The sequence below is a fragment of the Monashia sp. HAY1-11D genome, assembly GCF_056868035.1.
In genome coordinates this window covers 4,269,299-4,294,580 of sequence record NZ_CP200320.1, presented here as the reverse complement: position 1 = coordinate 4,294,580, position 25,282 = coordinate 4,269,299, and the positions used below count along the sequence as shown (strand labels likewise).

At 71.5% G+C, this 25,282-nt stretch carries 21 protein-coding genes; 13 read left to right on the top strand and 8 right to left on the bottom strand.

Going from position 1 to position 25,282, the window contains the following annotated elements; all coding sequences use genetic code 11:
• Positions 1-52: 52 nt before the first annotated feature.
• A complete protein-coding gene (locus AC1VM9_RS19790) occupies positions 53-1,603 on the top strand; it encodes an outer membrane protein assembly factor BamB family protein (RefSeq protein ID WP_483123810.1) in 1,551 nt (516 codons plus the stop codon).
• A 52-nt stretch (positions 1,604-1,655) separates the two neighbouring features.
• Here AC1VM9_RS19790 and purU read toward each other — a convergent pair whose 3' ends face one another.
• Positions 1,656-2,498, bottom strand: a complete 843-nt coding sequence (gene purU, locus AC1VM9_RS19785; RefSeq protein WP_481342123.1) for a formyltetrahydrofolate deformylase — start codon at positions 2,496-2,498, stop codon at positions 1,656-1,658.
• 163 nt (positions 2,499-2,661) lie between these two features.
• On the opposite strand from purU, the gene AC1VM9_RS19780 reads away from it, so the two are divergent.
• Together AC1VM9_RS19780 and AC1VM9_RS19775 are read left to right on the top strand one after the other, a co-directional pair.
• Positions 2,662-3,753: a ComEA family DNA-binding protein gene (locus AC1VM9_RS19780; RefSeq protein WP_483123809.1), complete on the top strand. Its 1,092-nt coding sequence runs from the start codon at positions 2,662-2,664 to the stop codon at positions 3,751-3,753.
• Positions 3,750-6,158 (top strand): ComEC/Rec2 family competence protein, encoded by a 2,409-nt coding sequence (locus tag AC1VM9_RS19775; protein ID WP_483123808.1) that lies wholly within the window; start codon positions 3,750-3,752, stop codon positions 6,156-6,158. The genes AC1VM9_RS19780 and AC1VM9_RS19775 overlap by 4 nt, the downstream gene beginning before the upstream one ends.
• Positions 6,159-6,207: 49 nt before the next feature.
• Here the strand turns inward: AC1VM9_RS19775 and AC1VM9_RS19770 are convergent, their stop codons facing one another.
• Together AC1VM9_RS19770 and AC1VM9_RS19765 are read right to left on the bottom strand one after the other, a co-directional pair.
• The gene (locus AC1VM9_RS19770) at positions 6,208-7,731 is read right to left on the bottom strand and encodes a gamma-glutamyltransferase (protein ID WP_483123807.1); all 1,524 of its coding nucleotides are present in this window, start codon (positions 7,729-7,731) and stop codon (positions 6,208-6,210) included.
• Between the two features lie 96 nt (positions 7,732-7,827).
• Positions 7,828-8,778 carry a LysR family transcriptional regulator gene (locus AC1VM9_RS19765; protein WP_481340215.1) on the bottom strand — a complete coding sequence of 317 codons (951 nt, stop codon included), beginning with the start codon at positions 8,776-8,778 and terminating at the stop codon, positions 7,828-7,830.
• An 88-nt stretch (positions 8,779-8,866) separates the two neighbouring features.
• Here AC1VM9_RS19765 and AC1VM9_RS19760 point away from each other — a divergent pair, with 88 nt between their 5' ends.
• From AC1VM9_RS19760 to AC1VM9_RS19750, 3 genes are all read left to right on the top strand, one after another.
• The gene (locus AC1VM9_RS19760; RefSeq protein WP_483123806.1) at positions 8,867-9,895 is read left to right on the top strand and encodes a Sir2 family NAD-dependent protein deacetylase; all 1,029 of its coding nucleotides are present in this window, start codon (positions 8,867-8,869) and stop codon (positions 9,893-9,895) included.
• 194 nt (positions 9,896-10,089) lie between these two features.
• Positions 10,090-10,683, top strand: coding sequence for a hypothetical protein (locus tag AC1VM9_RS19755; protein WP_483123804.1), 594 nt, complete (start codon positions 10,090-10,092; stop codon positions 10,681-10,683).
• Between the two features lie 476 nt (positions 10,684-11,159).
• Positions 11,160-11,615, top strand: coding sequence for a PKD domain-containing protein (locus AC1VM9_RS19750; protein ID WP_483123803.1), 456 nt, complete (start codon positions 11,160-11,162; stop codon positions 11,613-11,615).
• 36 nt (positions 11,616-11,651) lie between these two features.
• Here AC1VM9_RS19750 and AC1VM9_RS19745 read toward each other — a convergent pair whose 3' ends face one another.
• Together AC1VM9_RS19745 and lexA are read right to left on the bottom strand one after the other, a co-directional pair.
• Positions 11,652-12,557: a hypothetical protein gene (locus tag AC1VM9_RS19745; protein WP_483123802.1), complete on the bottom strand. Its 906-nt coding sequence runs from the start codon at positions 12,555-12,557 to the stop codon at positions 11,652-11,654.
• Positions 12,558-12,671: 114 nt separating this feature from the next.
• A complete protein-coding gene (gene lexA / locus AC1VM9_RS19740) occupies positions 12,672-13,379 on the bottom strand; it encodes a transcriptional repressor LexA (protein ID WP_483123800.1) in 708 nt (235 codons plus the stop codon).
• Positions 13,380-13,607: 228 nt separating this feature from the next.
• Between lexA and AC1VM9_RS19735 the strand changes: the two genes are divergently transcribed.
• The 5 genes from AC1VM9_RS19735 (at position 13,608) to AC1VM9_RS19715 (ending at position 20,255) form a co-directional block, all read left to right on the top strand.
• A complete protein-coding gene (locus AC1VM9_RS19735; RefSeq protein WP_481340196.1) occupies positions 13,608-14,021 on the top strand; it encodes a LysM peptidoglycan-binding domain-containing protein in 414 nt (137 codons plus the stop codon).
• Positions 14,022-14,283: 262 nt separating this feature from the next.
• Complete coding sequence (locus AC1VM9_RS19730) at positions 14,284-14,589, top strand: hypothetical protein (protein WP_481340193.1); 306 nt, start codon at positions 14,284-14,286, stop codon at positions 14,587-14,589.
• Positions 14,586-16,322 (top strand): alpha/beta hydrolase, encoded by a 1,737-nt coding sequence (locus AC1VM9_RS19725; protein ID WP_483123797.1) that lies wholly within the window; start codon positions 14,586-14,588, stop codon positions 16,320-16,322. Before AC1VM9_RS19730 ends, AC1VM9_RS19725 begins: the two co-directional genes overlap by 4 nt.
• Before the next feature lie 381 nt (positions 16,323-16,703).
• Positions 16,704-17,201: a transcriptional regulator NrdR gene (nrdR, locus tag AC1VM9_RS19720; protein ID WP_481340186.1), complete on the top strand. Its 498-nt coding sequence runs from the start codon at positions 16,704-16,706 to the stop codon at positions 17,199-17,201.
• A gap of 129 nt (positions 17,202-17,330) precedes the next feature.
• Positions 17,331-20,255, top strand: a complete 2,925-nt coding sequence (locus tag AC1VM9_RS19715) for a vitamin B12-dependent ribonucleotide reductase (RefSeq protein ID WP_483123795.1) — start codon at positions 17,331-17,333, stop codon at positions 20,253-20,255.
• Positions 20,256-20,332: 77 nt separating this feature from the next.
• Here AC1VM9_RS19715 and AC1VM9_RS19710 read toward each other — a convergent pair whose 3' ends face one another.
• Both AC1VM9_RS19710 and AC1VM9_RS19705 read right to left on the bottom strand, forming a co-directional pair.
• Positions 20,333-20,740 carry a transferase gene (locus AC1VM9_RS19710; RefSeq protein WP_481340179.1) on the bottom strand — a complete coding sequence of 136 codons (408 nt, stop codon included), beginning with the start codon at positions 20,738-20,740 and terminating at the stop codon, positions 20,333-20,335.
• Positions 20,741-20,838: 98 nt separating this feature from the next.
• Complete coding sequence (locus tag AC1VM9_RS19705) at positions 20,839-21,948, bottom strand: DUF2231 domain-containing protein (RefSeq protein WP_483123793.1); 1,110 nt, start codon at positions 21,946-21,948, stop codon at positions 20,839-20,841.
• 93 nt (positions 21,949-22,041) lie between these two features.
• On the opposite strand from AC1VM9_RS19705, the gene AC1VM9_RS19700 reads away from it, so the two are divergent.
• Positions 22,042-23,052: an aldo/keto reductase family protein gene (locus tag AC1VM9_RS19700; protein ID WP_481347506.1), complete on the top strand. Its 1,011-nt coding sequence runs from the start codon at positions 22,042-22,044 to the stop codon at positions 23,050-23,052.
• A 104-nt stretch (positions 23,053-23,156) separates the two neighbouring features.
• Entirely contained in the window at positions 23,157-23,585 is a 429-nt protein-coding gene (locus AC1VM9_RS19695) for a hypothetical protein (RefSeq protein ID WP_483123791.1), read from the top strand.
• A 37-nt stretch (positions 23,586-23,622) separates the two neighbouring features.
• On the opposite strand, the gene AC1VM9_RS19690 is transcribed toward AC1VM9_RS19695, so the two are convergent.
• A complete protein-coding gene (locus AC1VM9_RS19690) occupies positions 23,623-25,206 on the bottom strand; it encodes an HNH endonuclease signature motif containing protein (protein ID WP_483123790.1) in 1,584 nt (527 codons plus the stop codon).
• Positions 25,207-25,282: the final 76 nt, after the last annotated feature.

The window sequence follows — 25,282 nt, the reverse complement described above, 5'->3', positions numbered from 1 at the left end:
CCACAGGGGTCATTCGACGGCCCGTGCGGCCGTCGTTCCGCAAGGAGCTGGGATGGCCGGATCATCGGTTCACAGACGGCTGCTCGTGGTGGCGGGGCTCGCGGGGGCCCTGCTGGTCGGGGGACAGGCAGTCGCCGCACCGAATGGGAACGTATGGAACTCGGCCGGCGGGGACCGGCTGAACTCAAGGGCCGCGCCGGCCGAGACGAAGATCTCGCCCGCGACCGTCGGGGGCCTGACGAAGAAGTGGGAGTTCGTCACGGGCGGGGACGTCTCGGCGACCCCCGCGGTGGACGACAAGCGCGTCTACGTGCCGGACTGGGCGGGCAACCTCTACGCCGTCGACCGAGCGTCCGGTGCTCTCGTCTGGCAGCGTCGGATCGCCGACTACACCGGCGTCACGGGCGACAAGGCGCGCGCCACGCCCGCCTTCACCGACTCGACCGTCGTCGTCGGCACGCAGGGCGCCGGCCTGCGCAACGGGGCCTGGGTGCTCGCGTTCGACAAGGCGTCCGGTGCACCACGCTGGCAGACGAAGGTCGACACTCACGAGGCTGCGATCATCACCCAGTCGGCGACGATCTTCGACGGCGTCGTCTACGTCGGCGTCGCGTCTCAGGAGGAGGCTCTCGCTGCGGGCCTCGGCGGCACCTACCAGTGCTGCACCTTCCGCGGCAGCGTCGTGGCGCTCGACGTCACCTCCGGTCGGGTCCTGTGGAAGACGTACACGTCGCCCGGCGCGGACTACCCGGGCACGGCCGTCTGGGGCAGCTCGCCGGCCGTCGACGTCAAGCGGGGGTCGCTCTACGTCGCCACGGGCAACAACTACGACGTGCCGGACTCCGTGCTCCAGTGCGTCTCGGACCACACGGGCGACCCCGCCGGCCAGCGGGCCTGCGTGCGTCCGGACGACTACTTCGACTCCATCCTCGCCCTCGACCTGCGGACGGGTGCGGTCAAGTGGGCGGTCCGGGCGCTGCCCTTCGACGCGTGGACCGTGTCGTGCATCTTCGGTGACCCGAGCAACTGCCCGTCACCGTCGGGTCCCGACTACGACTTCGGTCAGGCACCGCAGCTGTTCCGCACCGCCGACGGCAGGGAGCTGCTGGGCGCCGGCCAGAAGAGCGGCGACTACTGGGCCCTCGATCCCGGCACGGGCGCGGTGGTCTGGAAGACGTCGGCCGGCCCCGGTGGCACCGCGGGTGGGCTGCAGTGGGGTTCGGCCGTGGACGGCAAGCGGGTCTACACCGCCGATGCCAACAGCGACCTCGTGCCGTACCTGGGCTCGACCGCAGGGGTGTGGTCGGCGCTCGACGCGGCGACGGGGCGGCTGCTCTGGCAGACCAGACCTTCGCACGGGGGCGGCACCTCCGGGCCCGTGACGACGGCGAACGGCGTCGTGTTCGGCTGCGCGCTGGACCCGCTCGGCTGGATGTACGCGCTCGATGCGGCCACCGGTCGCGAGCTCTGGACCTTCCCCAGCGGCGGGTCGTGCCTGTCTGGCGCGGCCATCTCCAACGGCACCGTCTACTGGGGCTCGGGGTACAGCAACTTCGGCTTCGGCACGCCGAACAACCGGCTCTACGCCTTCGCGGTGCGCTGACCCGTCGACCGTCCGGCCCGGGCCCGGGGAACGGGGCCGGGCCGGACGCGGCTCAGAAGACGATGGTGCGGCGTCCGGACAGGAAGACGCGCGACTCCGCGTGGTCCCGGACCGCACGCGACAGGACGCGGCGCTCGACGTCACGACCGATGGCCACGAGCCGCTCGGGCGACTCCGCGTGCGTGACGCGCACGACGTCCTGTTCGATGATCGGCCCCTCGTCCAGGTCGGCCGTCACGTAGTGCGCCGAGGCGCCGATCAGCTTGACGCCGCGGTCGTGCGCCTGGTGGTAGGGCTTGGCGCCCTTGAATCCCGGCAGGAACGAGTGGTGGATGTTGATGGCCCGGCCCTCGAGCGCGCGGCACAGGCCGTCGCTGAGGATCTGCATGTACCGCGCGAGGACGACGAGCCCCACGCCGTCGGCCTCGACCATCCGCAGCAGCTCGGCCTCGGCCTCGGCCTTGGTGTCGGGGGTCACCGGGATGACGGTGAACGGCAGTCCGTAGTACTCGACGAGCCCGCGGCAGTCCTCGTGGTTGGACACGACGCCGACGATGTCGATGGGCAGGTCGCCGGACTTCCAGCGGTGGAGCAGGTCGAGGAGGCAGTGGTCGAACCTGCTGACGAGGATGATGGTGCGGCAGCGCTCGGCCTCGGGGCGGACGGCCAGGTGCTGGGAGACGACGGCGGGGCTCTCGCGGATGGCCGCCAGGACGCTCTCGACGTCGGAGGCGTCGGCGTCGAAGACGGTGCGCATGAAGAAGAGGTTGGTGTCCTCGTCGGAGAACTGCTGGTTCTCGACGATGTTCGCACCCCGCGCGAGCAGCGCCGTCGAGACGGCCGCGACGATGCCGGGACGGTCCTCACAGGTCAGGGTCATGATGTGCCGGGCCATTGGAGCAGTCTGGACCACCGCGCAGCCGACGCGGCAATCGGCACGCCCGACGTCTCGGCACGTGGCGTGCCGCTCGTCCACATCCCCCGCGTCGGCGAGGCGTCGTCCCCAGCCCCGCGTCGGGGCGACGCCGCGGACGGCCGCGTCCTCCTAGCGTGCCGTCATGTCTCGCAGCCCCTACCGTCCCGCCGACCTGGCCCGTGTGGCCGAGATCCTCGCCGAGGGCCGGGGCACGTCCGGGTGGGTGCCGGACCGGCCACCCGTGCGTCCGACCCACGCCGGGGCCACGGAGGTGGTCGGCGTGGGGGACGACGTCGACGCGTCGGGCGACGGCGGCTCGGATGAGGAGGGGTCGGACGACGACGAAGCCGCACCGGGCCGCTTTCGCGAGGGCCGGGTCGGCGAGGGCCTCGAGCGCGTCGGACTCGCGGGGCTGGGAGGGCTCGTCGGCGCCGGGGAACGGTCACCGGAGGACGAGGAGACGCGTCGCCTCGAGGCGGACCTGCGCCGGGCCCGGCGCCCCGGCCTGTTGACGGTTCCGGAGGAGGTGCGGTCGGGGCGCCGGGCGGTCTCCACGGCGGCCGTCGTGTCGTTGCTCGCACTCGTCGTCGCCGTCGGGTGCGCCTTCGTGGTTCGGGTGCTCTGGGCCGAGCGGTCCGCGGCGGGACCGGTGGAGGCTCAGGGCCGCGGGGTCTCGGTCGTCGCAGCGTCGGGTCCCGCACCGCCGACGGGCCCCGGGGCGACCGGGTCCGCCGGCGACGGGCCCGGCTCCTCGACCGCGGCCCGGGGGGCGTCGGCCCGGCTCGTCGTGCACGTCGTCGGACAGGTGAACCGACCGGGTCTCGTCCGGCTTCCCGCGGGGTCACGCGTCGCCGATGCGATCGAGGCCGCGGGCGGGGCGCGGCGCGGGGCCGACCTCGCGGCCCTCAACCTCGCCCGGCTCGTCGTCGACGGCGAGCAGGTGCATGTCCCGAAGCCCGGTGAGGCGCCCGCCGCGGGTGGCACCGGCGTGCCGGGCGCGGCGGGAGGCGTGTCGGCGGGCGGCGCGGGCGGAGCGGGCGGCCCCCTCGTCAGCCTCAACACGGCAGACGTCGCGGCGCTGGACACGCTCCCCGGCGTCGGACCGGTGCTCGCGCAGCGCATCGTCGACTGGCGCACCGAGCACGGACGCTTCACCTCCGTCGACGAGCTGGGCGAGGTCAACGGCATCGGCGACAAGCTCATGTCCCAGCTGCGTCCCAAGGTGACCCTGTGACCGGGGCCGCGCCCGGGCGTACGGGTGCCCACCTGCGGCCGCGCACCGCCGGGCTGCTCGACGTCCGGCTCCTCGTGCCGGTCGTCGTCGCGTGGCCCGTCGTCGCCTTCTGGGGGCTGGTCGCGCCACCGCCGGCCGTGTCCGTCCTGTCCGCGATGGCTGCGCTCGCCGGCCTCGGTCTGGTCGTGGTGCCCCACCGTTCGGGTCAACCGGCCGGGACCGTCAGGCAGCTCGGGGCCGCGACGCTGGCGGTGCTCGCGCTCCTCCTCGTCGCCGCCGTGGGCCACCGTGCGGTGCGGGCGGCAGGTCCCGTGCCGGGGTTGGCCGCAGACCAGGCTGTCGTCACCGTCGTCGGGCGGGCCGCGACCGACCCCCGTCCGATCCGCACCGACCGCTCCGCTCCGGAACGCTCCGGGCCGGCACTCTGGGTCGTGCGCCTCGACGCCGAGCAGGTGACCGGCCGAGGACGCACGGCCGAGGTCTCGACGCCTGTTCTCGTCGTCGGACGTGGGCCCGGCTGGGCCGACGTCGGCTGGCGCGACGAGCTCGTCGTCGTCGGCCGGCTCGCGCCGGCACAGCCCGGTGACGACGTGGTCGCCGTCGTGTCGGCCGTCGGCGAGCCCCGGGTCCGCGACGGTCCTGGCGCGCTCGTCCGGGCGGCCGACCACGTCCGCGAGCGGTTCCGCGACGCGACCGCGGGTTTGTGGCCCGACGCCCGGGCCCTCGTGCCGGCCTTGGTCGTCGGCGACACGTCCCAGACTCCTGTCGAGCTCACCGACGCGATGCAGGCGACCGGCCTGAGCCACCTGTCCGCCGTGTCGGGCACCAACGTGACGCTCGTCCTCGCTGCCGGGCTGGCCCTCTGCGGCCTCCTGCGCGTGCGGCGACGGTGGCGACCCCTCGTGGCGTTCGGCGTGCTCGTCGGGTTCGTCGCGCTCGCGCGCCCCGAGCCGAGCGTCGTCCGGGCCGCGGTCATGGGCTGCGTCGGCCTGCTCGCCCTCTCCTCGTCCCGTCGTCGTGCGGGCGTGCCCGCACTGGCGGGGGCGGTAGCGGCGCTCCTCGTGTGGGACCCGTGGCTCTCACGCTCGTTCGGGTTCGCGCTGTCGGCCGTGGCGACGCTCGGTCTGCTCGTGCTGGCCCGTCCGTGGGGTGAACGGATCGCGACGGTCCTGCCGAGGCGCCTGGCGCCTCTCGGCCCGCTGCTCGCGGTGCCCCTCGCCGCCCAGGTCGTCTGCGCCCCGCTCGTCGCACCTCTCCAGGGCAGCATCTCGGTCGTCGGCGTGCTGGCCAACCTCCTCGCCGCACCGCTCGTCGCACCGACGACGCTCGTCGGTGTCGGGGTCGCCGTCGTCGCGGTCGTCTGGGTACCCGCCGCGTCGGTGCTCGCGTGGGTGGCCGCCGTCCCCGCCCAGGGCATCGCCGCCGTCGCCCGATGGTGCCAGGGGCTGCCGGGCGGGTCCGTCGCGTGGGGAGACTCGGCCCCGGCCGCCGTCCTGCTCGCGGTACTGACGCTCACCGCGCTGCTGCTCGGTCCCTGGGCCTGGCACCGTGGCCGTCATCGGCCGCTCGCGGTCGTCGCCGCCGTCGTGGTCGTCGTCGGTGGCGCCACGCCGACGAGCGTGCTGTCGTGGCCACCGCCCGGGTGGGTGCTCGTCGCCTGCGACGTCGGCCAGGGCGACGGCCTCGTCGTCGACGCCGGCGAGGGCCACGCCGTCGTCGTCGACACCGGTCCCGAACCCGGTCTCATGCGGGGGTGCCTCGACCGGCTGGAGGTACGCGTCGTCGACCTCGTCGTGCTCACCCACTTCCACGCCGACCACGTCGACGGGTTCTCGGGAGTGCTGGACCGGCCGGTCACGGAGGTCCGCACGTCGTGGGTGGCCGACCCGGCCGACGAGGCGGACCGCGTCGGCCGGCTCGCCCGCGCCGCAGGTGCCCGTGTGGGGACCCTCCGGGCCGGGGACCGCTTCGCCGTCGGCCCGGTCAGCGCCGACGTGTGGTGGCCGGCCCGCCGCATCGACGCCGGGTCGGTGCCGAACAACGGGTCGGTCGTCCTGACCCTGCACGTGCGCGGCGTGACGCTCCTGCTCGCCGGTGACGTGGAGCGCGAGGCCGCCGCCGCCGTCGTGCACGAGGCCGCCCTGGACTCTTCCCGATGGGGACGGATCGACGTGCTCAAGGTGGCCCACCACGGGTCCGGCAACCGCGACGACCGGCTACTCGATGCCGTCAGCGGCCGCCTCGCGCTCATCAGCGTGGGCGCGGGCAACGACTACGGACACCCGGCACCGGCGACCCTGCGGGCGCTGGACGCTCGCGGCTTCGAGGTGCACCGTACCGACCTCGAGGGCGACGTCGCCGTGGTCACCGACGGGGCCGGGGGAGTGCGAGCGGTCCACCGGTGAGCCGGTCCGCCGCCATGCCCGAGGGGTGCCATCCGTCGTGGGGGAGCCGTCAGGGGGAGACGCCCACAGCCGCCTCGCGTCGCGCGTCTCCGGCCGCGACGAGCCCGTCGGCGCCGAGGAGCGCCGCCCCCACACCGCCGAAGTACATGTGCGGGCCCGGGTACGCGTGCGCCGGCAGACCGGCGTTCCGGACGGCCGCGGCGATGGCCTCGGAGGGCTCGTGCTCGACCCGGGGAGTGCCGTCGTCGGTGAAACGCACGTGCAGGCGCGGTGCGTCGATCGCCGGCTGGAGCCCCACGTGGTGCAGCAGCGCCTGACCGAGGACCTGCATGAGTGCCGTCGTGATCCGGTCCGCTCCCGGGGACCCCACGGCCAGCGCACCTCCGGTGGCACCACGTGCCGTCGTCGGGGCCATGTTGGAGGCGAGCCGCGTGCCCGGTGGCACGGCGTGCAGGCCGAGCCGGTTGAGCTCCGGCTCACCGAGCGCGTTGTTGAGCAGGATGCCGGTGCCGGGCACCACCATGCCCGCCCCGTAACCCGCTGACATCGTGATGGCACAGGCGTTCCCGTGCTCGTCGACCGCGGAGACGTGCGCCGTCGACGCGGACGTGGGCAGGCCCGCGAGACCGTGTCGCTCCACGGCGGCGAGGAGGGCGTGGCCGTCCCCGTCGAGGTCGCGCGAGCGGTCGTGGACCGACAGCCGGTAGGCGAGGACCCTGCGCTGGATGTCGATGACCTCCGACCACGTCCAGGCCTCGTGGCGGGCGAGCTCGCCGAGCATGACCGCCAGCATCGGCCCGCCCACGGACGGCGGTGGGTTCAGCGCGACGCTCCAGTCCCCGACCTGCCGCAGGCTCGGCCGGCGGACGACGGCCTCGTACGCGCAGAGGTCGGCCTGGGTGATCAGCCCCTCGTGCGCCGTCATGTCCTCGACGAGCACACGCCCGACGGCGCCGGTGGTGAACAGCGAGGGTCCTTGTGCGGCAAGGAGCTCCAGGACGTCGGCGAGGTCCGGGTTCGTCGAGGTCTCTCCGGGCTGGAGCGCCCCGCCGTCGGCGCCGGTCACGAGGGCGTGAGCCTCCGCGTCGGCGCCGAAGAGCGTGTCGCGGACGAGGCCGAGGTAGAGCGCGGCGGAGGCGCCGATGCGGTAGCCGTCGCGGCACGCGTGGACCGAGGGCTCGACGAGGTGCCGCCACGGCACGGTGCCCCATCGTTCGTTGGCGACGGCGAGAGCCGGGACGGCGCCCGACGTGGCGACCGACCCGTGGCCGGCGCCCAGGGTCACGCCGCCGCCGTAGTCGGTGCGGACCTGTCGGACGCCACGGCCGAAGGCGGACGGGTCGAGCCCCCGGCCCGGCATCTCGACGTTGCCGTCGACGACGACGGGGTCCTGGCCCGCGGGCCACACGTTGACGTACGCGCCGGCCATGAGGCTGACGATGCCGGGCTCGGTGCTCATCGCGGCGACCGCAGCGGCGATGGCGGCATCGACGGCGTTGCCGCCCTCGGAGGCGACGTGGAGACCGGCCTCGAGCGCGGCGGGTCCCGTGGCGGCGAGCGCGACCCGGGTCATGGCGCCCATTGTGCCGACGTTCCGGCCGGCGCGCCCGGTCGACGCGTCCGCGCGCGGCGCGTCAACCGCCGGCGGTGCTCCGGCTGCGGGGGCGTGTCAGCCGCGGGCAGCGCCGACGAGCTCGGCGGTCGAGAGACGGGGATCCGCTCCGGCGGCCTCGCACAGGGCGTCGAGCGCGGCGGCCACCGCAGGCACCCGCTGCAGGTCCGGCGTCGTCACGGCGAGGATCTGCCGGCGTGATGCGGGGGAGAGGGGCAGCGTCGCGACCTGCTCGTGCTTGGCGGCGTTGAGGATGAGGTCCGGCACGAGGGCGACCCCGAGGCCCGCGGTGACGAGACCGAGCTGAGCCACGTAGTCCTCGGTCTCGAACGCCACGTTGGGCCGGAAGCCGGCGTGGTCGGCGAGGGACAGCAGGTGGCCGCGACACCGGGGACACCCCGCGATCCAGTCGTCCCCGGAGAAGTCGACGAGCGAGGCCGAAGGGTCGGAGGCGTGCGGGTGCGCGCCCGGCACGACGAGGCGGACCTCGTCGTCCATGAGACGACGCGTCACGAGCAGCGAAAGGTCCTCCTCGAGCTCACCGAGGTCGGCGCCCTCGTAGGCGAAGGCCACCGCCACGTCGCAGTCCCCGTTGCGCAGGGCCGCGAGAGACTCGGGTGGCTCCGCCTCGGTGAACGTCACCGTGATGTCGGGGTGCTTGGCCTTGAGGATCGCGAGCGTCTTGGGCACGAGCGTCGCCGACGAGCTGGGAAAGGCCTGGAGGCGGACGCGTCCGGCTCGGAGCCCGGCGATGGCGGTGATCTCCTCCTCGGCGGCGTCGAGGGCGGCGAGCACGCCCACGGCGTGCCGCGCGAGAACCTGGCCGGCCTCGGTGAGGCGCACCTGGCGGCCGTAGCGCTCGACGAGGACGGTGCCGGTGCGCTGCTCCAGGCGGCGGACCATCTGTGAGATCGCCGGCTGGGTGAAGCCGAGCGCGTTCGCGGCGCTCGTGAAGCTTCCCTCGTCGGCAATGGCCTTCATGACCCGGAGGCCGGCAGCGTCGATCATGCCGGTATCATAACCGACGATTATGGAAAGTCGTGCTCTTCGCGATCGCGGGCATGGCGGGATGAACCTCTCCGCGTACGCTGGCCGGGTGCACGCGTTCGAGGAGTCCCGGGCTGCCGCTGACCCCGGTGCGACGCCCGGCCCCGCGGGCGCCGACGCGGGCATCAGGGCTGGTGCCGCCCGACGCGCTGACGGATCAGGCCCGGGCGTCCTGACGCGGCTCGCCACCTCGCGTCGGCTGCCGCTCGAGGTGAGCGACCTCGGTACCTTCGACGACCTCGTGGACCTCGTCAGCGCGGGCGGCGTCCTCGTCCTCAGCGGTGCGGGCCTGTCGACCGACAGCGGCATCCCGGACTACCGGGGTCCCGACGGCACCCGGCGCGTCGAGCCCATGACCTATGGGGAGTTCGCCGGCTCGAGCGAGGCCCGGCGCCGGTACTGGGCTCGTAGCTACATCGGCTGGCAGCGGTTCAACGCAGCCACGCCGAACGAGGGCCACCGTGTGGTCGCCGAGCTGCAGGGCGCCGGCTACGTCGGTCCGGTCATCACCCAGAACGTCGACGGCCTGCACCAGGCGGCCGGCGCGCGCGACGTCGTCGAGCTGCACGGGTCGCTGGACCGGGCTGTATGTCTGACCTGCGGTGAGGTGACCTCGCGGATCGGACTGCACGAGCGGATGACCGAGGGCAACCCCGGCTTCATGGACCGGTTCGCCGCGGCCGCCGCCGCGGTCGGGTCGCAGTGGGGTGAGCAGGTGCGGCCGGACGGCGACATCGTGCTCGCCGACGAGCTCGTCGCGTCGTTCCACGCGCCGCGGTGCCTGGTCTGTGGCCACGACACGGTCAAGCCGGACGTCGTGTTCTTCGGCGAGTCGGTGCCGAAGTCCTTGGTGGAGAAGTGTTTCGGACTCGTGGAGTCGGCGGGTGCCGTGCTGGTCCTCGGGTCATCGCTGGCCGTGATGAGCGGGTACCGGTTCGTGCGGCGGGCGCACCAGGCCGGTGTGCCGGTGGCCATCGTGACCCGCTCTGCGACGCGGGGGGACGCCGAGGCCACGATCCGCCTGCATGCCCCGCTCGGCGAAGCGCTGCCGCGCCTGCGCGCCGCGCTCGGTCACTGACGCGACGCTCCGGCTCGTACGCCGACGCCGACGCGGTGCCGACGACGGGCCTGTGGACGACGGCGGGCGCTCGGGATGCGGTTGCGGCACGATCTGTGGGAGCGTTCGATGACGTTTTCGCCCGTTTGCGCCCGGTGGGCAGGGCCACAGATTCGCCGAACAGGGGACCGAGACTCGTGCTGAGACAGAGGATGATGTGCGCCGCCGTTGGTCTGGCGCTGGCGGCGACGACGCTGGCGGCCTGCGGCGGGGGCGACCCGGCCCCGGTGCAGACGAGCACGACGGTGTCGTCGACCACGGCGAGCACGACGAGCACGACCTCAGCGGCGCCCACGACCGCCGCGACCAGTGCAGGCCCCACCTTCCCGGCCGGGCTCCCCGACGCGGCCAAGACCAAGGACAAGGCCGGCGCCGAAGCTTTTGTTGCCCACGTAATCAAGACCTTGAATCGTGCGTGGACCTACCCTTCCCCCGAGCTTCTCGTTCCCCTTTGTGACATGCACTCTTCGAAGGCCTGCCGCGCCTATGTTGAAACGGCAACGCAGCTAAAAGCGAAGACTCAAAGGTATGACCGTGATCCCGTCTCCATCACCTCGGTCACGGCCCTTTCAGCCGCCGGCGATTTGAGACGCGTTGAGTTCAAGGGCTTTCAGGAGCGGAGCAATGTTGTAGATAGGGCTGGCAAACTTGTTCTGACTGACCCTCGTGAGCCTAGCCACTGGATGTTCTATCTCGCATGGGGTACGTCTGGCTGGCGCGTGTCAGAAGTCAAGTTGATTGCGTCATGACCCGCATGTTTCCGCGACTGTGCGCCCTCGTCGCTTTGACGTTCGCGTGCGGAGTCTCGCTTGCCACCGTGGCACTCGCTGGTGTGAATGGAGATACCGGCCAAGCCGGAACGACGGTCAACATAGATCGACGGGTGGCGTCGCAATTGGCCGCAGAGTACGAAGCAGCCGTGAACGCCAACCACCCGCACTGGAAGTACCGGCTCCGGCCCTCTTACTGCGACGTCGGTGGTCGCGACTCGAGTGTTGAGTGTCAGGTATTCGCCATCGCTGCCTGCGCCAAGAACTCAGCTGAGGAAGGCAGAGGTCCATTGGTGGACGTCCTGCGCATATGGGTCGACCAAAATGGGCGCCCAGATCCCTCTGGGGCGCCGGGAGGGTCCTCTGGTGCACCCGAGCCCGGCGGCTGGTTTCTGGTGGGTTCTACGTGCCTTCCAGAAATGATTCCGGGCATTCGGCCATATCCGACAGTCACAATGATCGTAAATGCTTTCCACCATACAGCTTGGTCGCAAGCAGATATCTCCACGCAGCCGAGGGGGAACACGACGCTCGTCAACCTCAAGACCTTCTACAAGGTCGACTGGGCCAGCAGGGGGTTTGAGCCGGGCGAGATCGACCTCGTCGACCCGGCCACGATGTTCGGGTACCGCGTCGAGATCCGTCCCAAGCTCGTCAGCTACGTGTACCGATTCGGGGACGGCACGAGCGAGGGCCCGACCACCTCGCCCGGTGGCGTCTACCCCGACGGCGACATCGTTCACACCTACCGCAGACCGGGCACGTACACGTCGCGGGTCGACGTGACGTTCGGCGCGGACTTCCGCATCAACGGCGGCGCGTGGATCTCGATCCCCGACACGGTGACCGTGCCGCAGCCGGGAACCCCGATCACCGTCAAGGAGGCGCGGAGCGTCCTCGTCCGCAACTGATCGTCCGACGACCCGCTGTGGCGAACCACCGGGCCGTCACTCGGCGATGGCGGCGGCCCTACGAGCCTCGAGGTCCGTGCTGTCGCGCAGGTTCCACAGCTCCTTGGTCTGGAGGATCCAGTAGGCGCAGAACAGCACGATGATGATGACCTCGCAGATCAGGATCACGTGGTCGAAGCCGTGCAGCGTCAGGTGTGCGAGCACCGTGAGGGCCAGCAGCGCAGCCAGGGTCCCGGCGATGACGAGGTACCACCTCTTGTACCCCGCCGCTTCTTGGGTCGAGGTGTGTCGGTCCTCGACCCGGAAGGCGCTGAGGACCATGACGGCGATGACGCCGGCCACCATCGTCGATGCGGCGATGCCGTGGCTCAGGGCCACGAAACGGTCGGGCAGCGCGAGGAAGAGCACGAGCTCGAACACGACCACGGCACTGCACGCCGCGGTGACGAGCAGGGTGCGCACCGGTGGTCGGCGTGCGGGGTCCCTGAGCTCGGCGCGTCGCAGCCATGCCGTCACGACGAGGGCGAGGAGACCCACGGCGACCAGGGACCACACGCTGTTGTCGACCGCGTCGGAGATGGCCGTCGTGGGCAGGGCGAACGGGTTCGGCGCGCCTGCAACGCTGCAGCGATCGTCCGGGACGGTGGGCACCATCGCGACCACGAACGCCATGAAGCCGGAGAAGTTGAGGAGCACGTCCTCCTCCGACGAGTGGCCCTTGTAGACGACGAGGGCGGCGCCAAGCGCGCAGAGGCTGCCGACGAAGACCGTGCGCGCAGGGGTGAAGTAGTAGGCGCTGATCGAGCCCAGCCAGCACGACCGGTTCGTGCCCCACCACCACTGGAGCACGACGGACAGCAGCAGCATGAGCAGCAGCGCCACCATGCCGCCCCGCAGATAGCGATACGTGAAGACGACGTCGCGGTCGGGCCGGTCGGGCATGGCGTCCTCCTCAGGCACTGTGCTCCCAGAGTGGCGAGTCCAGGGTGCGGATACCTCACGGCGCGCCGCGGAGGATCCGCGACGCGCCCGTGATGTGGCCGCGGTGGGGGCTGCTCAGACGCGACGCAGGACTGCGGTCACCTTTCCGAGGATCGTCGCATCGTCGCCGTCGATCGGGTCGTAGGCCTCGTTGTGAGGCAGCAACCACACGTGACCGTCCTTGCGCTTGAAGGTCTTCACCGTGGCCTCGTTGTCGAGCATCGCCGCGACGATGTCGCCGTTCTCGGCAGTCGGCTGCTGGCGCACGACCACCCAGTCGCCATCGCAGATCGCGGCGTCGACCATCGAGTCGCCCTGGACCTTGAGCAGGAAGAGCTGCCCCTCGCCGACGACCTGGCGGGGCAGCGGGAAGACGTCCTCGACGACCTCCTCGGCGGTGATGGGCACCCCGGCGGCGATCTTGCCGAGGACGGGGACGTACGACGCCTCGGGGCGCGTGTCACCGGAGTCGGTCTCGACGTCGTGCTGGTCGGACGCTTCGGCGCGCCCGCGGCGCCCCGTCGCGTCTCCGGCGTCGGGGGAGACGACCTCGAGGGCGCGCGGACGGTTGGGGTCCCGACGCAGGTAGCCCTTGCGCTCGAGGGCGGCGAGCTGGTGGCTGACGCTCGACGGGCTGGCGAGCCCGACGGCCTCACCGATCTCGCGCATGCTCGGCGGGTAGCCGCGTCGGTCGACGGAGTTGCGGATCACCTCGAGCACGCGCCGCTGGCGCATCGTCAGCCCATCGCCCTTGTCGCGGTCGGGAAGCTCGGTCACGCCCATGGTGTCCCCTTCGTCGGCGGCCCCAGGCACCCCGGTCCCGGCGCTCGCGAGGCCAGTGTCAGTGGTGACTGGTGTGGTTGGTGGTGTGAGGAAAGCGTACGGGGTTCGAACACAGTTGCCAAACACCTGTTCGAAGCATGTCTCGACTTCATCGACCAGACGTGCTACAACTCGTACAGGCGTTCTATCGAACACATGTTCGCAAGTCAGCAGCAAGGGGAGGTCAGCATGAGCGTGGTCGCCATCGAAGCCGTTCGCCGGCAGCGGGAGACGGAGGTCGGGGAGTCCGACTTCGTCTCGCGGCCGCAGCTCGTCCTCGTTCCCACCGGACGCGCCGCCGTGCGGGCCGCCCGTGCCGCCCGCCCGCGGATGCGCCTGACGCGGTTCGGCCGCCTCGTCGTGACGCTCTTCGTCGGCGCCGTGGTCCTCGCCCTCGGGATCGGCCTCGCCGGTCAGCTCGCCTCGGCCACGGGTGCACCGCGCACGATCACGGTCGAGTCAGGTCAGACCCTGTCGGGCATCGCGGCTCGTGAGCTCCCGGGCCTTCCGGTGCGCGAGGGGGTCGTCGAGCTGCAGCTGGCCAACTCCCTCTCGACGTCGATGATCCACACGGGCCAGCGGCTCGTCATCCCGGCTCCCTGACGTCGCCGTTCGTGCCGCCTCCCGGCACGTCCCCCGACCGCCGCGTTGGCTCCACCTTCAGCGGCTGGCCCTCCAGGCGCTTCGACCCCGTCTGGTGGCCCGGACGCCGCACCCCTTCGGGTGCGGCGTCCTGCTGTGTCCGGCTTCGGCCGCCCTGTGGATGAGGCATGGACGCTGGGCGCCGGTCCCCGGGCCTGTGGATGCACCTCTGCCCGCGAGCGATGTCCTTCCTACCGTGGGGATCTCGGGAAGGGGAGCGCGCATGCGGTACGAGGTGGACACGGGCACGGTCGACGACGCCGCCGCGACGGCAGACTGGGCGCTCGCGCGCCTGACCGTGGTGAGGCCGGACCTCGCGGTCGAGCCGGTCGGGGTGGCGCTCGCCGGCGGCATGCTCGCCGCATCCGTCTCCCGGATCTCGCTCGCCTGGCGAGAACGTCTTCGTGAGGCCCGTGTGGAGCTGCTCGGCCTCGGGTCGGCCCTCCAGGAGGCCTCGAGGCTCTACTCCGCGGTCGAGCATGCCGCCGCCCGGGCGTTCACGAACCCGTCCGGTGACGGTGCGCCGTGACGACGTTCGACGTCGCTCGCGTGCGGACGGCTCGTCCCGGTGCCCTCGAGCTCGCCGCCCGCCGTCTCACGCAGAGCCGCCTCGAGGTCCAGGCCGTCGTCGCGGACCTGCTGCATCGCCGGGGCTCGACGTGGTCGGGACCGGCGTCGAGCGCGGCCGCCGAACGGCAGGTGACCCTCGTCGCCGGCCTCGCCCGCCTCGCGGCGTGCCTGGCGGCGTCGTCCACCGCCTTGCAGGACGGCGCCACCCGCCTCCAGGCCGCCCAGGACCTGCTCGCCCGGGCCGACGAGCGCGCGGCCTCCGACCGCGCCTGGCTCGGACACGACGGCACGCTGTTCCTGCCCGTGCGCGCGACCGGTCTCGACCCGGTCCTCGAGGCCCACCGCGCTCGACGCGACGAGCTGCTGCGCGAGGAGGTCCACACCTACCTCCGTCAGGCCGTGCGCATCGCGACAGACGTCGATGCCGGCCTCGCGGCGGACCTCCTCTCCGGCGCGCGCGGTGGTCGGTCCGCGATGGATCTTCTAGCCGCGAGGAGCACCCCGCCCGTGCCGGTGCCTCCGGTCGTCGTCCACGACGCGTCCGGCGCCTACGCGTCCGCCGCCTGGTGGCGCTGCCTCACCGAGGCGGAGCGCAACGCCGTCGTCCACGAGCACCCGCAGTGGGTCGGTGCGCGTGACGGCATCCCGGCCGTAGCGCGGCACGAGGCGAACCTCGTCCTCCTCGCGGAGGCAGAACGAGCGGCGTCGAGCGCCTACGAGGCTGCCCGCCGCGACCCGCGGAGCCGGCGGACGGCGGGCGCCGTGGCCCGGACTCGCGACCGTGTCGAGGACCTGCGGGCGATCCGCGCCGTGATCGGGCGTCGGGACGGGGTGGCTCGCCGGCTCGTGCTCGTCGATGCCACCGGCGCCGACGTCAAGGTGGTCCTCGCGCAGGGCGACGTGGACCGGGCGGAGCACGTCGTCACCTTCGTCGGGGGCATGGGGACGACGGCCCGGGGCGACCTCGAGCGCTATGACGACCTCTTCGCGCCGCTCCGCCGTCAGGCCCTCACCGAGGCGAATGGTACGGACGTCGCGATAGTCACCTGGATGGGGTACGAGGCTCCCCAGGCCGACGAGGTGCTGACCAGCATCGATCGCAGCGTGCTCAACCCGAAGCTGGCCCGGGACAACGCGGACGAGCTCGCGGCGTTCGTCACCGGGGTCGGGGCGGCACGGGACCGGCGCGTGCACCAGACCGTGTGGGCGCACTCGTACGGCTCGGTGCTCGCCGGTCACGCCCTCCTGCTGACGAGCTCGGTGGATGACGTCGCCGTCTTCGGGTCGCCGGGCGTCCCTTTCGACCGCATCGAACGGACCGGCCTCAAGCCGGGGTCGTTCAACGTCCTGTCCGCCGCTCATGACCTCGTCGCGCGGCCGGGCTGGCCGCTGCACGGGCAGCGCCCGGACACCGTCCGGGGTGCCGTCTCGCTGTCGACGACGTCGCTCAAGGACCCGACCAGGGCATGCAACGCCTGGCGCGCCATCGGGGCGGGGGCCGACGAGCCCGCACGGACCTCGACCGGCCACTCCGACTACCTGCGGGCCGGGAGCGTCAGCGCCGACAACCTCGTGGCGGTCGCGGTCGGTCGGCGCGACCTCACCGTGCGCCAGACCCCGGTCGAGCGCGGCTGCGTCTCCGTGCCGGCAATGCCTCCACCGCCTCTCGTTCGTCTCCCCATCGGTAGATAGGGGAGTCGGCGTCATGGACCACCCCTAGATCTAGGGGTGCACGGTTGTGTGACACGCCGGGACGATCGGGACGTGTGTGACGTTTCCGCAGGTCAGCGACCCGGCATGTCCGGTTTCTCCGATGTGCTTGCGACGCAGGTCACGACGTGCCTAGAGTTACCCCTACATCTAGTAGTTACACGGATGTAAGACGTCCACATGTAGTCCCCAGCCACGCGGGGGTTATGGACAGGTCGTCCCCAGTCCGTCCACAGACTCATCCCCAGGCGGCGCCCGGTCCACGAAGACGGGAGCCTGCCTGCGAGCGAGCGAGGGCGGCATAAGGGGGTGGCCGAGGGCGTTCCCACCACTGGGTTTCTCGGACGAGGGAGGTGACCACGCGTGCATTGTCCGTTCTGCCGGCACACCGACTCGCGGGTCGTCGACTCCCGCACCACCGACGACGGCACTGCCATCCGCCGTCGTCGCCAGTGCCCCGAGTGCAACCGCCGCTTCACGACCCTCGAGACCTCGAGCCTCAACGTCATCAAGCGGTCCGGCGTCACCGAGCCGTTCAGCAGGGCCAAGGTCCTCTCCGGCGTCCGGAAGGCCTGCCAGGGCCGACCGGTCACCGAGGACGACCTCGCGCTGCTGGCCCAGAAGGTCGAGGAAGCCATCCGTTCGCAGGGAAACGCCGAGATCGAGGCGCACGAGGTCGGCATGGCCGTCCTCGAGCCGCTCCGAGAGCTCGACGAGGTCGCCTACCTGAGGTTCGCCAGCGTGTACCAGGCCTGGGAGAGCCTCGAGGACTTCGAAGGGGCCATCGCGCTGCTTCGAGCCGAACGTGACGCGCTCGGGACGGGCCCGCAGCCCCACCCCGGGATCGGCGCGCAGCGGTAACCACCCTCCACACGAATCGCCCACACCACCAAGGGGACTGTCAGACCCCGGCGAGACACTGGCACCGAACGACACGACGAGCACACGGGCCCGGGGCGGGCCCGCACACGGTCAGGGAGGCCGCACGACATGACGGAGATCGGTAACCGCACATCTCGCTCGAAGACGGGCGCCAAGGGCGTCAAGATCGAGCGCATCTACACCACGCCAGGCGTCCACCCGTACGACGAGGTGACGTGGGAGAAGCGCGACGTCGTCCAGCAGAACTGGAAGACGGGCGAGACGATCTTCGAGCAGCGCGGGGTCGAGTTCCCCGACTTCTGGTCGATCAACGCGAGCACCATCGTCACGACCAAGTACTTCCGTGGTGCGGTCGGCACCGCGGCCCGCGAGGTGTCGCTCAAGCAGCTCATCGACCGCGTCGTCCTGACGTACGTCGCCGCGGGCAAGCAGCACGGCTACTTCGCCACCGACGCCGACGCCGAGGTGTTCGAGCACGAGCTGACGTGGGCGCTGCTGCACCAGGTCTTCTCGTTCAACTCGCCCGTGTGGTTCAACGTCGGCACCAAGTCGCCCCAGCAGGTCTCGGCCTGCTTCATCCTGTCGGTCGACGACTCGATGGACTCGATCCTCAACTGGTACAAGGAGGAGGGGAAGATCTTCCAGGGCGGCTCCGGCGCCGGCCTCAACCTCTCCCGCATCCGCTCCTCCAAGGAGCTGCTCTCCTCGGGGGGCACCGCATCGGGCCCGGTGTCGTTCATGCGTGGTGCCGATGCCTCGGCGGGCACCATCAAGTCCGGCGGGGCGACGCGTCGCGCGGCCAAGATGGTCGTCCTCGACGTCGACCACCCCGACATCGAGGAGTTCGTCGAGACGAAGGCCCGCGAGGAGGACAAGATCCGCGCCCTGCGCGACGCCGGTTTCGACATGGATCTCGGCGGCAAGGACATCGTCTCGGTCCAGTACCAGAACGCGAACAACTCGGTGCGGGTCAACGACGAGTTCATGAAGGCCGTCGAGGACGGCACGCCGTTCGGCCTGCGCTCACGCCTGTCGGGTGAGGTCATCGAGGAGATCGACGCCCGCGGACTGTTCCGCAAGATCGCCCAGGCCGCGTGGGAGTGCGCCGACCCGGGCATCCAGTACGACGACACGATCAACGCCTGGCACACCAACCCCGAGACCGGCCGCATCACCGCGTCCAACCCGTGCTCGGAGTACATGTCGCTCGACAACAGCTCGTGCAACCTCGCCTCGCTCAACCTGCTGAAGTTCCTCCGCGACGACGACACCTTCGACGCGGTGACCTTCCAGAAGGTCGTCGAGCTCGTCATCACGGCGATGGACATCTCCATCTGCTTCGCCGACTTCCCGACCGAGTCGATCGGTGACACGACGCGGGACTACCGCCAGCTCGGCATCGGCTATGCCAACCTCGGCGCCCTGCTCATGGCCACCGGCCACGGCTACGACTCCGAGGGCGGCCGCGCCCTCGCCGGCGCGATCACCTCGCTGCTGACGGGTGCGGCGTACAAGCGCTCGGCCGAGCTCGCCTCGGTCGTGGGTCCCTACGCCGGTTACGCCCGCAACGCCGACGCCCACAAGCGCGTCATGCGCAAGCACCAGGCCGCCAACGACGACATCAAGACGCTCGACGACATGGACTCGAGCATCCACAAGGTCGCCACGAAGGCGTGGGACGACGTCATCAAGCTCGGCGAGAAGCACGGCTACCGCAACGCCCAGGCGTCGGTGCTGGCCCCGACCGGCACCATCGGCTTCATGATGGACTGCGACACGACCGGCATCGAGCCGGACTTCTCGCTCGTCAAGTTCAAGAAGCTCGTCGGCGGCGGCTCGATGCAGATCGTCAACCTGACGATCCCGCGGGCGCTCAAGAAGCTGGGCTACCAGCAGGAGCAGATCGAGGCCATCGTCGAGTACATCGCCGACAAGGGCCACGTGATCGACGCCCCCGGCCTCAAGCCGGAGCACTACGAGGTCTTCGACACCGCCATGGGCCAGCGCGCCATCTCCCCGATGGGCCACGTGCGCATGATGGCCGCGGCACAGCCGTTCCTGTCCGGGGCCATCTCCAAGACCGTCAACCTGCCCGAGACGGCGACGGTCGAGGAGATCGAGGACGTCTACATGCAGGGCTGGAAGCTCGGCATCAAGGCGCTCGCCGTGTACCGCGACAACTGCAAGGTCGGCCAGCCGCTGTCCGACGGCGGTTCGACGGCCAAGGACAAGGCGAAGGACGCCCCGGCCGAGACCGTCGAGCCCAAGGTCGAGAAGGTCATCGAGTACCGCCCGGTGCGTCGTCGCCTACCCAAGCGCCGGACGTCGCAGACGACGTCGTTCGCGGTCGGAGGCGCGGAGGGCTACCTCACCGCCGGCACGTACGAGAACGGTGAGCTCGGCGAGATCTTCCTCAAGTTCGGCAAGCAGGGCTCGACCCTGGCCGGCGTGATGGATGCCTTCTCGATCGCCGTTTCCGTCGGCCTGCAGTACGGCGTCCCGCTCGAGACGTACGTGGAGAAGTTCACGAACCTGCGCTTCGAGCCGGCCGGCATGACCGACGACCCCGACGTGCGGATGGCCCAGTCGCTCATGGACTACGTCTTCCGTCGTCTCGCGCTGGACTACCTCGACTTCGACACCCGTTCCTTCATGGGCATCCACACCGCCGAGGAGCGTGCGCGCCAGGTCGAGACCGGCTCCTACGAGGCCATCGAGGCCGACGACTCGGAGGACGAGGAGGAGCTGGCCGAGGAGCTCGCGTCGCTCCAGCAGTCGACGCCGGTGACCCGCAAGGAGCCGAAGCCCGAGCACAAGGCCGAGAAGTCGGCCGAGGTGGACGTGAAGTTCGGGGCCGGTGCGGCGTCGGCTCGCGAGGCCTCGGGTGACGTGCACAGCTCCGCGGAGCTGCTCGAGAAGTTCGGCGGCATCACCGCCGACGCCCCGATCTGCATGACCTGTGGCACGAAGATGCGTCCCGCCGGCTCCTGCTACGTCTGTGAGGGTTGCGGCAGCACCAGCGGCTGCAGCTGATCCGGCGACAGGCACACCGAAGGGCCCCACGACTACTGTCGTGGGGCCCTTCGGTTGCGGTCACGTCCGCCCGAGTCCTAGGCGGCGTGGCGCTTGGTGCTGGGCCTGCGGATCACGGCGTCGGCGCCGATCGTCTCGTCGACGTCGATGCGCGCGCCGTCCCAGATGTGCGCACGTGGTCCGACCTTGGTGCGCGCACCGACCCGGGCGCGGCGTCCCACGACGGCGCCTCGCCCGATGTGGGCAGCCGAGCCGATCTCGGCGTCGGCGTGCACCGTGGCGCCGGCATCGATCCAGGCGCCGCTCTGGATGTTGGCGCGGGGTCCGACGGTCGCGCCCCGGTCCACGTACGCCGTGTCACCGACGTAGGCGCTCGGGTCGACCTCGGCGTGACGCTCGACGTATCCGCCACCGTTCTCGTGGCGGACGTAGTGCAGCACCGTGCCGTTGTCGGTCTCGAACTCCTCGTACTTCCTGCGCCTCACGATCCACCTCTTTCCACGTCTTCGATCCGGGTCCAGCCCGGAGGGGTCATGTGAGGAACGTTCGAGCCAACTTGAAGATTCCGGATGGCACGTCCTTTTCAGCGTCGAGCCGCGAGCCCACGGACGTCGTGCCTGGCCATCTCGAGCATCTCGGCGAACGAGCCGGTTCGACGGTCGGCGGCGGCCTCCTGCTCACGCAGGGCACGGACGATGAGGGCAGCATCCGAGGCGTCGACCGAGTCGAGGATGCCTGGCAGCTCCTGCTTCTCCTCCGCGGCGGCGTGCTGCGTGATCGCCTCCTCGAGGAGCCCGACCTGGGTCACGAAGACCGGGGAGGTGACGCCGGCGTCCTCCAGGCGCCCGATCTGCTGCCCGACGCCCTCCTCCTCGACGACGCGCTGCGAACCCAGTGCCGGGTCCGGGGTCGCCTCGGCGCGTGGGTGCAGGAGCACCTCCTCCACCGCCTCATGACCGGCCAGGTACGCGCAGAGACGGTGCAGCGCGTCAGCCCGGGTGCCGTCGTCGGCGGTGCGCACCGCGCGAAGCAGGCGGGTGATCTCACCGTGCTGCGCGGTGACGGCCTCGACGACGTCCCGCGCCGTCAGGGGTGACGAGGCGGGTTTCGGTTGCTCGGCTGCGGACATGGTCTCGTTCCTCTCGCTGAGTGCTGGGTGACGCGTCCCGACACCACGGGCGCTTGCCAGGTGTCCGCCGAGGTAGGCGGCGACACCGGTCAGGCCGGAACCGGCCAGCGCGAGCACCACCCCGGTTGCGTGGCGCCCCCTCCGTCTGGCCATCCACGAGCCGGTGTACGCCGCGAGCGACCCGACGTTGAGGACGGCGTGGACGACGCCGACACGCCGGTCGCGCTGTTCGGCCCCGTGCCACTCCGTCCAGCCGGACGCCGCCGTCGGTGCCGCAGCGAGCAGGCCGAGCCCGATGAGTCGGCGCGCCGCCGGCCGAGACTCGACCCCACCCAGCGCGTCGAGCACGCCGGCCGCGGTGAAGAGGCCGATCGGCACGTCGGTGAGGGAAGGGTGCAGGGCATGGCCCATCCAGCGTCCGCTGAGCACGGACGCGGTGGCTCCGCGGCCCAGCGGTGCGGTGACTCGCTGCGCGAGGGCCGTGGCGCGATCCAGCCGGTCGTCGCGCTCGAGCGCCACGGCGAAGCGGGCCGGCAACGGAAGCGTCTGGGTGTCTTGAGGCATATGGGTCCCGTACCCACCCGCGGCCCTCTGTCGCCCGACCGACCATGGACGCGGGATCGAGCGGCGCAGGTCGCGGGGCATACGGTGGGCGCCATGAACTTTCGTCACCTGGGCAACAGCGGGCTCAAGATCTCCGAGATCACCTACGGCAACTGGCTCACGCACGGCTCGCAGGTCGAGAACGACGTGGCGACGCAATGTGTCCGCGCCGCGCTCGACGCCGGCATCAGCACGTTCGACACGGCCGACGTCTATGCGAACACCAAGGCCGAAAGCGTCCTCGGCGAGGCGCTCAAGAGCGAGCGGCGCGAGAGCCTCGAGATCTTCACGAAGGTCTACTGGCCCACAGGCCCCGGTGGCAAGAACGACACCGGGCTCTCGCGAAAGCACATCATGGAGTCGATCAACGGGTCGCTGACCCGGCTGCAGACCGACTACGTCGACCTCTACCAGGCACACCGTTACGACACGGAGACGCCCCTCGAGGAGACGATGCAGGCGTTCGCCGACGTCGTGCGTCAGGGCAAGGCCCTCTACATCGGCGTCAGCGAGTGGACGGCCGAGCAGATCCGCGCGGGCCACGCGCTCGCGAAAGACCTTGGCGTGCAACTGATCTCGAGCCAGCCGCAGTACTCCATGCTGTGGCGGGTCATCGAGGGCGAGGTCATCCCGACGTGCCAGGAGCTCGGGGTCAGCCAGATCGTGTGGAGCCCGATCGCGCAGGGCGTCCTCACCGGCAAGTACCAGCCCGGGCAGCAGCCTCCCGCAGGTTCCCGGGCGGCCGACGAGAAGGGCGGCGCCGACATGATCAAGCGGTTCATGAACGACGACGTCCTGACGCGGGTCCAGAAGCTCCAGCCCGTCGCCGACGACGCGGGCCTCACGATGGCCCAGCTCGCGGTCGCATGGGTGCTGCAGAACGAGAACGTCGCCGCCGCTCTGGTGGGTGCCTCTCGTCCCGAGCAGGTGGCCGAGAACGTCAAGGCCGCGGGCGTGAGGCTCGAGCCCGAGCTCATGGCCCGCATCGACGACGCCCTCGGGGACATCGTCGAGCGCGACCCCGGCAAGACCGCGGAGAACGCCCCGAAGACCCGCGTGGCCTGACCCTCGCAGACCCTGGCGTTCGGCCCACCGGGGCACGAGCCCGCGCGCATCGACCTGGGGACAACTCCAGCGAGCGTTCGCGGGCTCGGGCCACGATGGCTGGCATGACCTTCGACGACCTGCCCCAGCGCGCCAGCGAGATCCCCCTCACCGACCCCGTCGCGGCCGGCGACGTCATCGACCTCATCCTCGGCGAGGCCGACCGCGCCGGGGGGTGCATCGGGCTGATGATCTGCGACCACGCCGGCCGCGGCCTGCAACCTCTCGTCCTCAACGACGTGCCGGAGGATGCGGATCCGGCCGACCTGGTCCGGCTGCTGGACCTCGTCCTTCCGCTGGTCAGAGAGTCCGGCGGCTCGATCCTGCTCGGCCGAGGGCGCCCGCACGGAGCCCGTCCGACCGACGCCGATCGGGAGTGGCACGAGGCCGGGATCGACGCCTGCCGGAAGGCCGGTGTGCGCTTGCTCGGCTTCCACGTCGCCACGGCGGAGGGGGTGCACCGACTCCCGGACCCGCTCGACGCCGCGTCGTGACGCCGCCCGCGAGCGGCGCTCAGAACGCGAGCGGGCCTCAGAACGGCGGAAGCTCGTCGATGACGCGTGGGCGGCGGGCAGGTTCGGGTGGCGGCCGCAGGTCCTCGAGCCAGTCCTTCGGCTCGGTGACGTAGCGTCGTCCGGCAGCCGTGCGCCAGTGGACCCTGGCGTCGGGGTCCCGCGACGCGCTCCAGTGACCGTGGGTGCGGGCGTTGTGGTGCAGCCGATGCTTGCTCGTGAGGTTGGTGACCTCGGTGGGGCCGTGCGGCCAGGGGATGTCGTGGTCGAGGTCGCAGCGAGCGGCCGGGACGGTGCATCCGGGCCCACGGCAGGTGCCGTCGACGGCCTCGACGACCGCACGCATCGATGCCGTCGGCCGGTAGGCGGTGGTCCCGACAGCGGTGGCAGCGCCCGTGCTCGGGTCCACCGCCAGCATCCGCCAGCGCGATGCGGGGTGCAGCATCATCCGCCGTGCCTGTTCGGGGCCCACCCAGCCGTGACCGGGCACCTCGCACGGGGCGTCGACGTGGCCGAGCGCCACGGGCAGCGGGACGACGAGCGTGACCGAGGCTGACGGGCGACGCCCCAGGAGCGTCCTCCAGGCGGCGTCGCCCGGGCCTTCGCGGACTGACACGCCATCGGCGGCCCCGCTGTCCGCCGGTATCGACCCGAGCACGAGCAGGTCGGTGATGGCGTCGGCGCGCAGGACGTCGAGGCTGCGCCGGTCGCCGGCCTGCCGTGCGGCTCGTGCAAGAGCATCGGCGCGCTCCATCGCGGCCACGATCTTGTCCGCGTCGTTGGTCACGGTGAGGACCCCGAGCCCGTCGGCATCGATGCGGGCGAACGCACCGCGTCGCCGGCGGGCGTCCCGACGGCGTCGGGCTGCGTCGCGGTCGGCCGCGACGCAGGCGCGCGTGAGGCGCTGGCGGAACAGGGTCGGGGACGGCGGCGCACCGTCCTTGGGACGCAGCGTCGAGTCCACGACGCCAACCGCCGCGGCGTCCTCGAGATGGCGGACCTCGGCGTGCAGGACACGAGCCCGATGAAGGCTGACCGCGCCTGACCGGAGCCGGTCGCGCAGCTCTGCGGCGGCGCTGGAGCGGGCCGTCGCGAGGCCCAGCCTGTCGTGCACCTCCTGCGGTCCGAGCCCCGTGGCCGTGGTGACTTCCAGGACGGTGAGCTCGTCAGCGTCGAGCCATCCGGAGGGCCGGGTGCCGCCGGTGCCGGCGACGCGCCCCAGCTCGGCCGACTCGATGCACGACCGGAGCCGAGCGAGCGCCTCCAAGCCGGCCGCGTCCAGGGCGGCCTTGCAGGACTCGACGGCCTCGACGAGCCGAAGCTCGGCATCGGCGTGGGCCTCGGGGCCGCGGTCAGGGGAGTCGTCGAGGTCGTCGGCGGCGGCGTCGAGGAGCTCGGCGACGAGATCGGGCAGCAGCTGGTTGAGGACGTGCCGAGCGGCGTTGCGCCTCAGGGACCGCTCGAGCAGGGAGAGCGACCGCTGCCGCACCGGGACGCCGCGACGCGTTCGCATGGGGTAGGCCTCGACGAGCGACGCCACGTCGGCGAGCGCCTCGGCCTCCTCGACCAGCGCGTCAGCACTGCGCGTCCCTTGACCCCTCATCTCCCTATCGAACACCAGTTCGAACAGGAAGTCAAGGTTTGATTCGACGAAAAGTCTTGCAGGCGAATCGTATTCC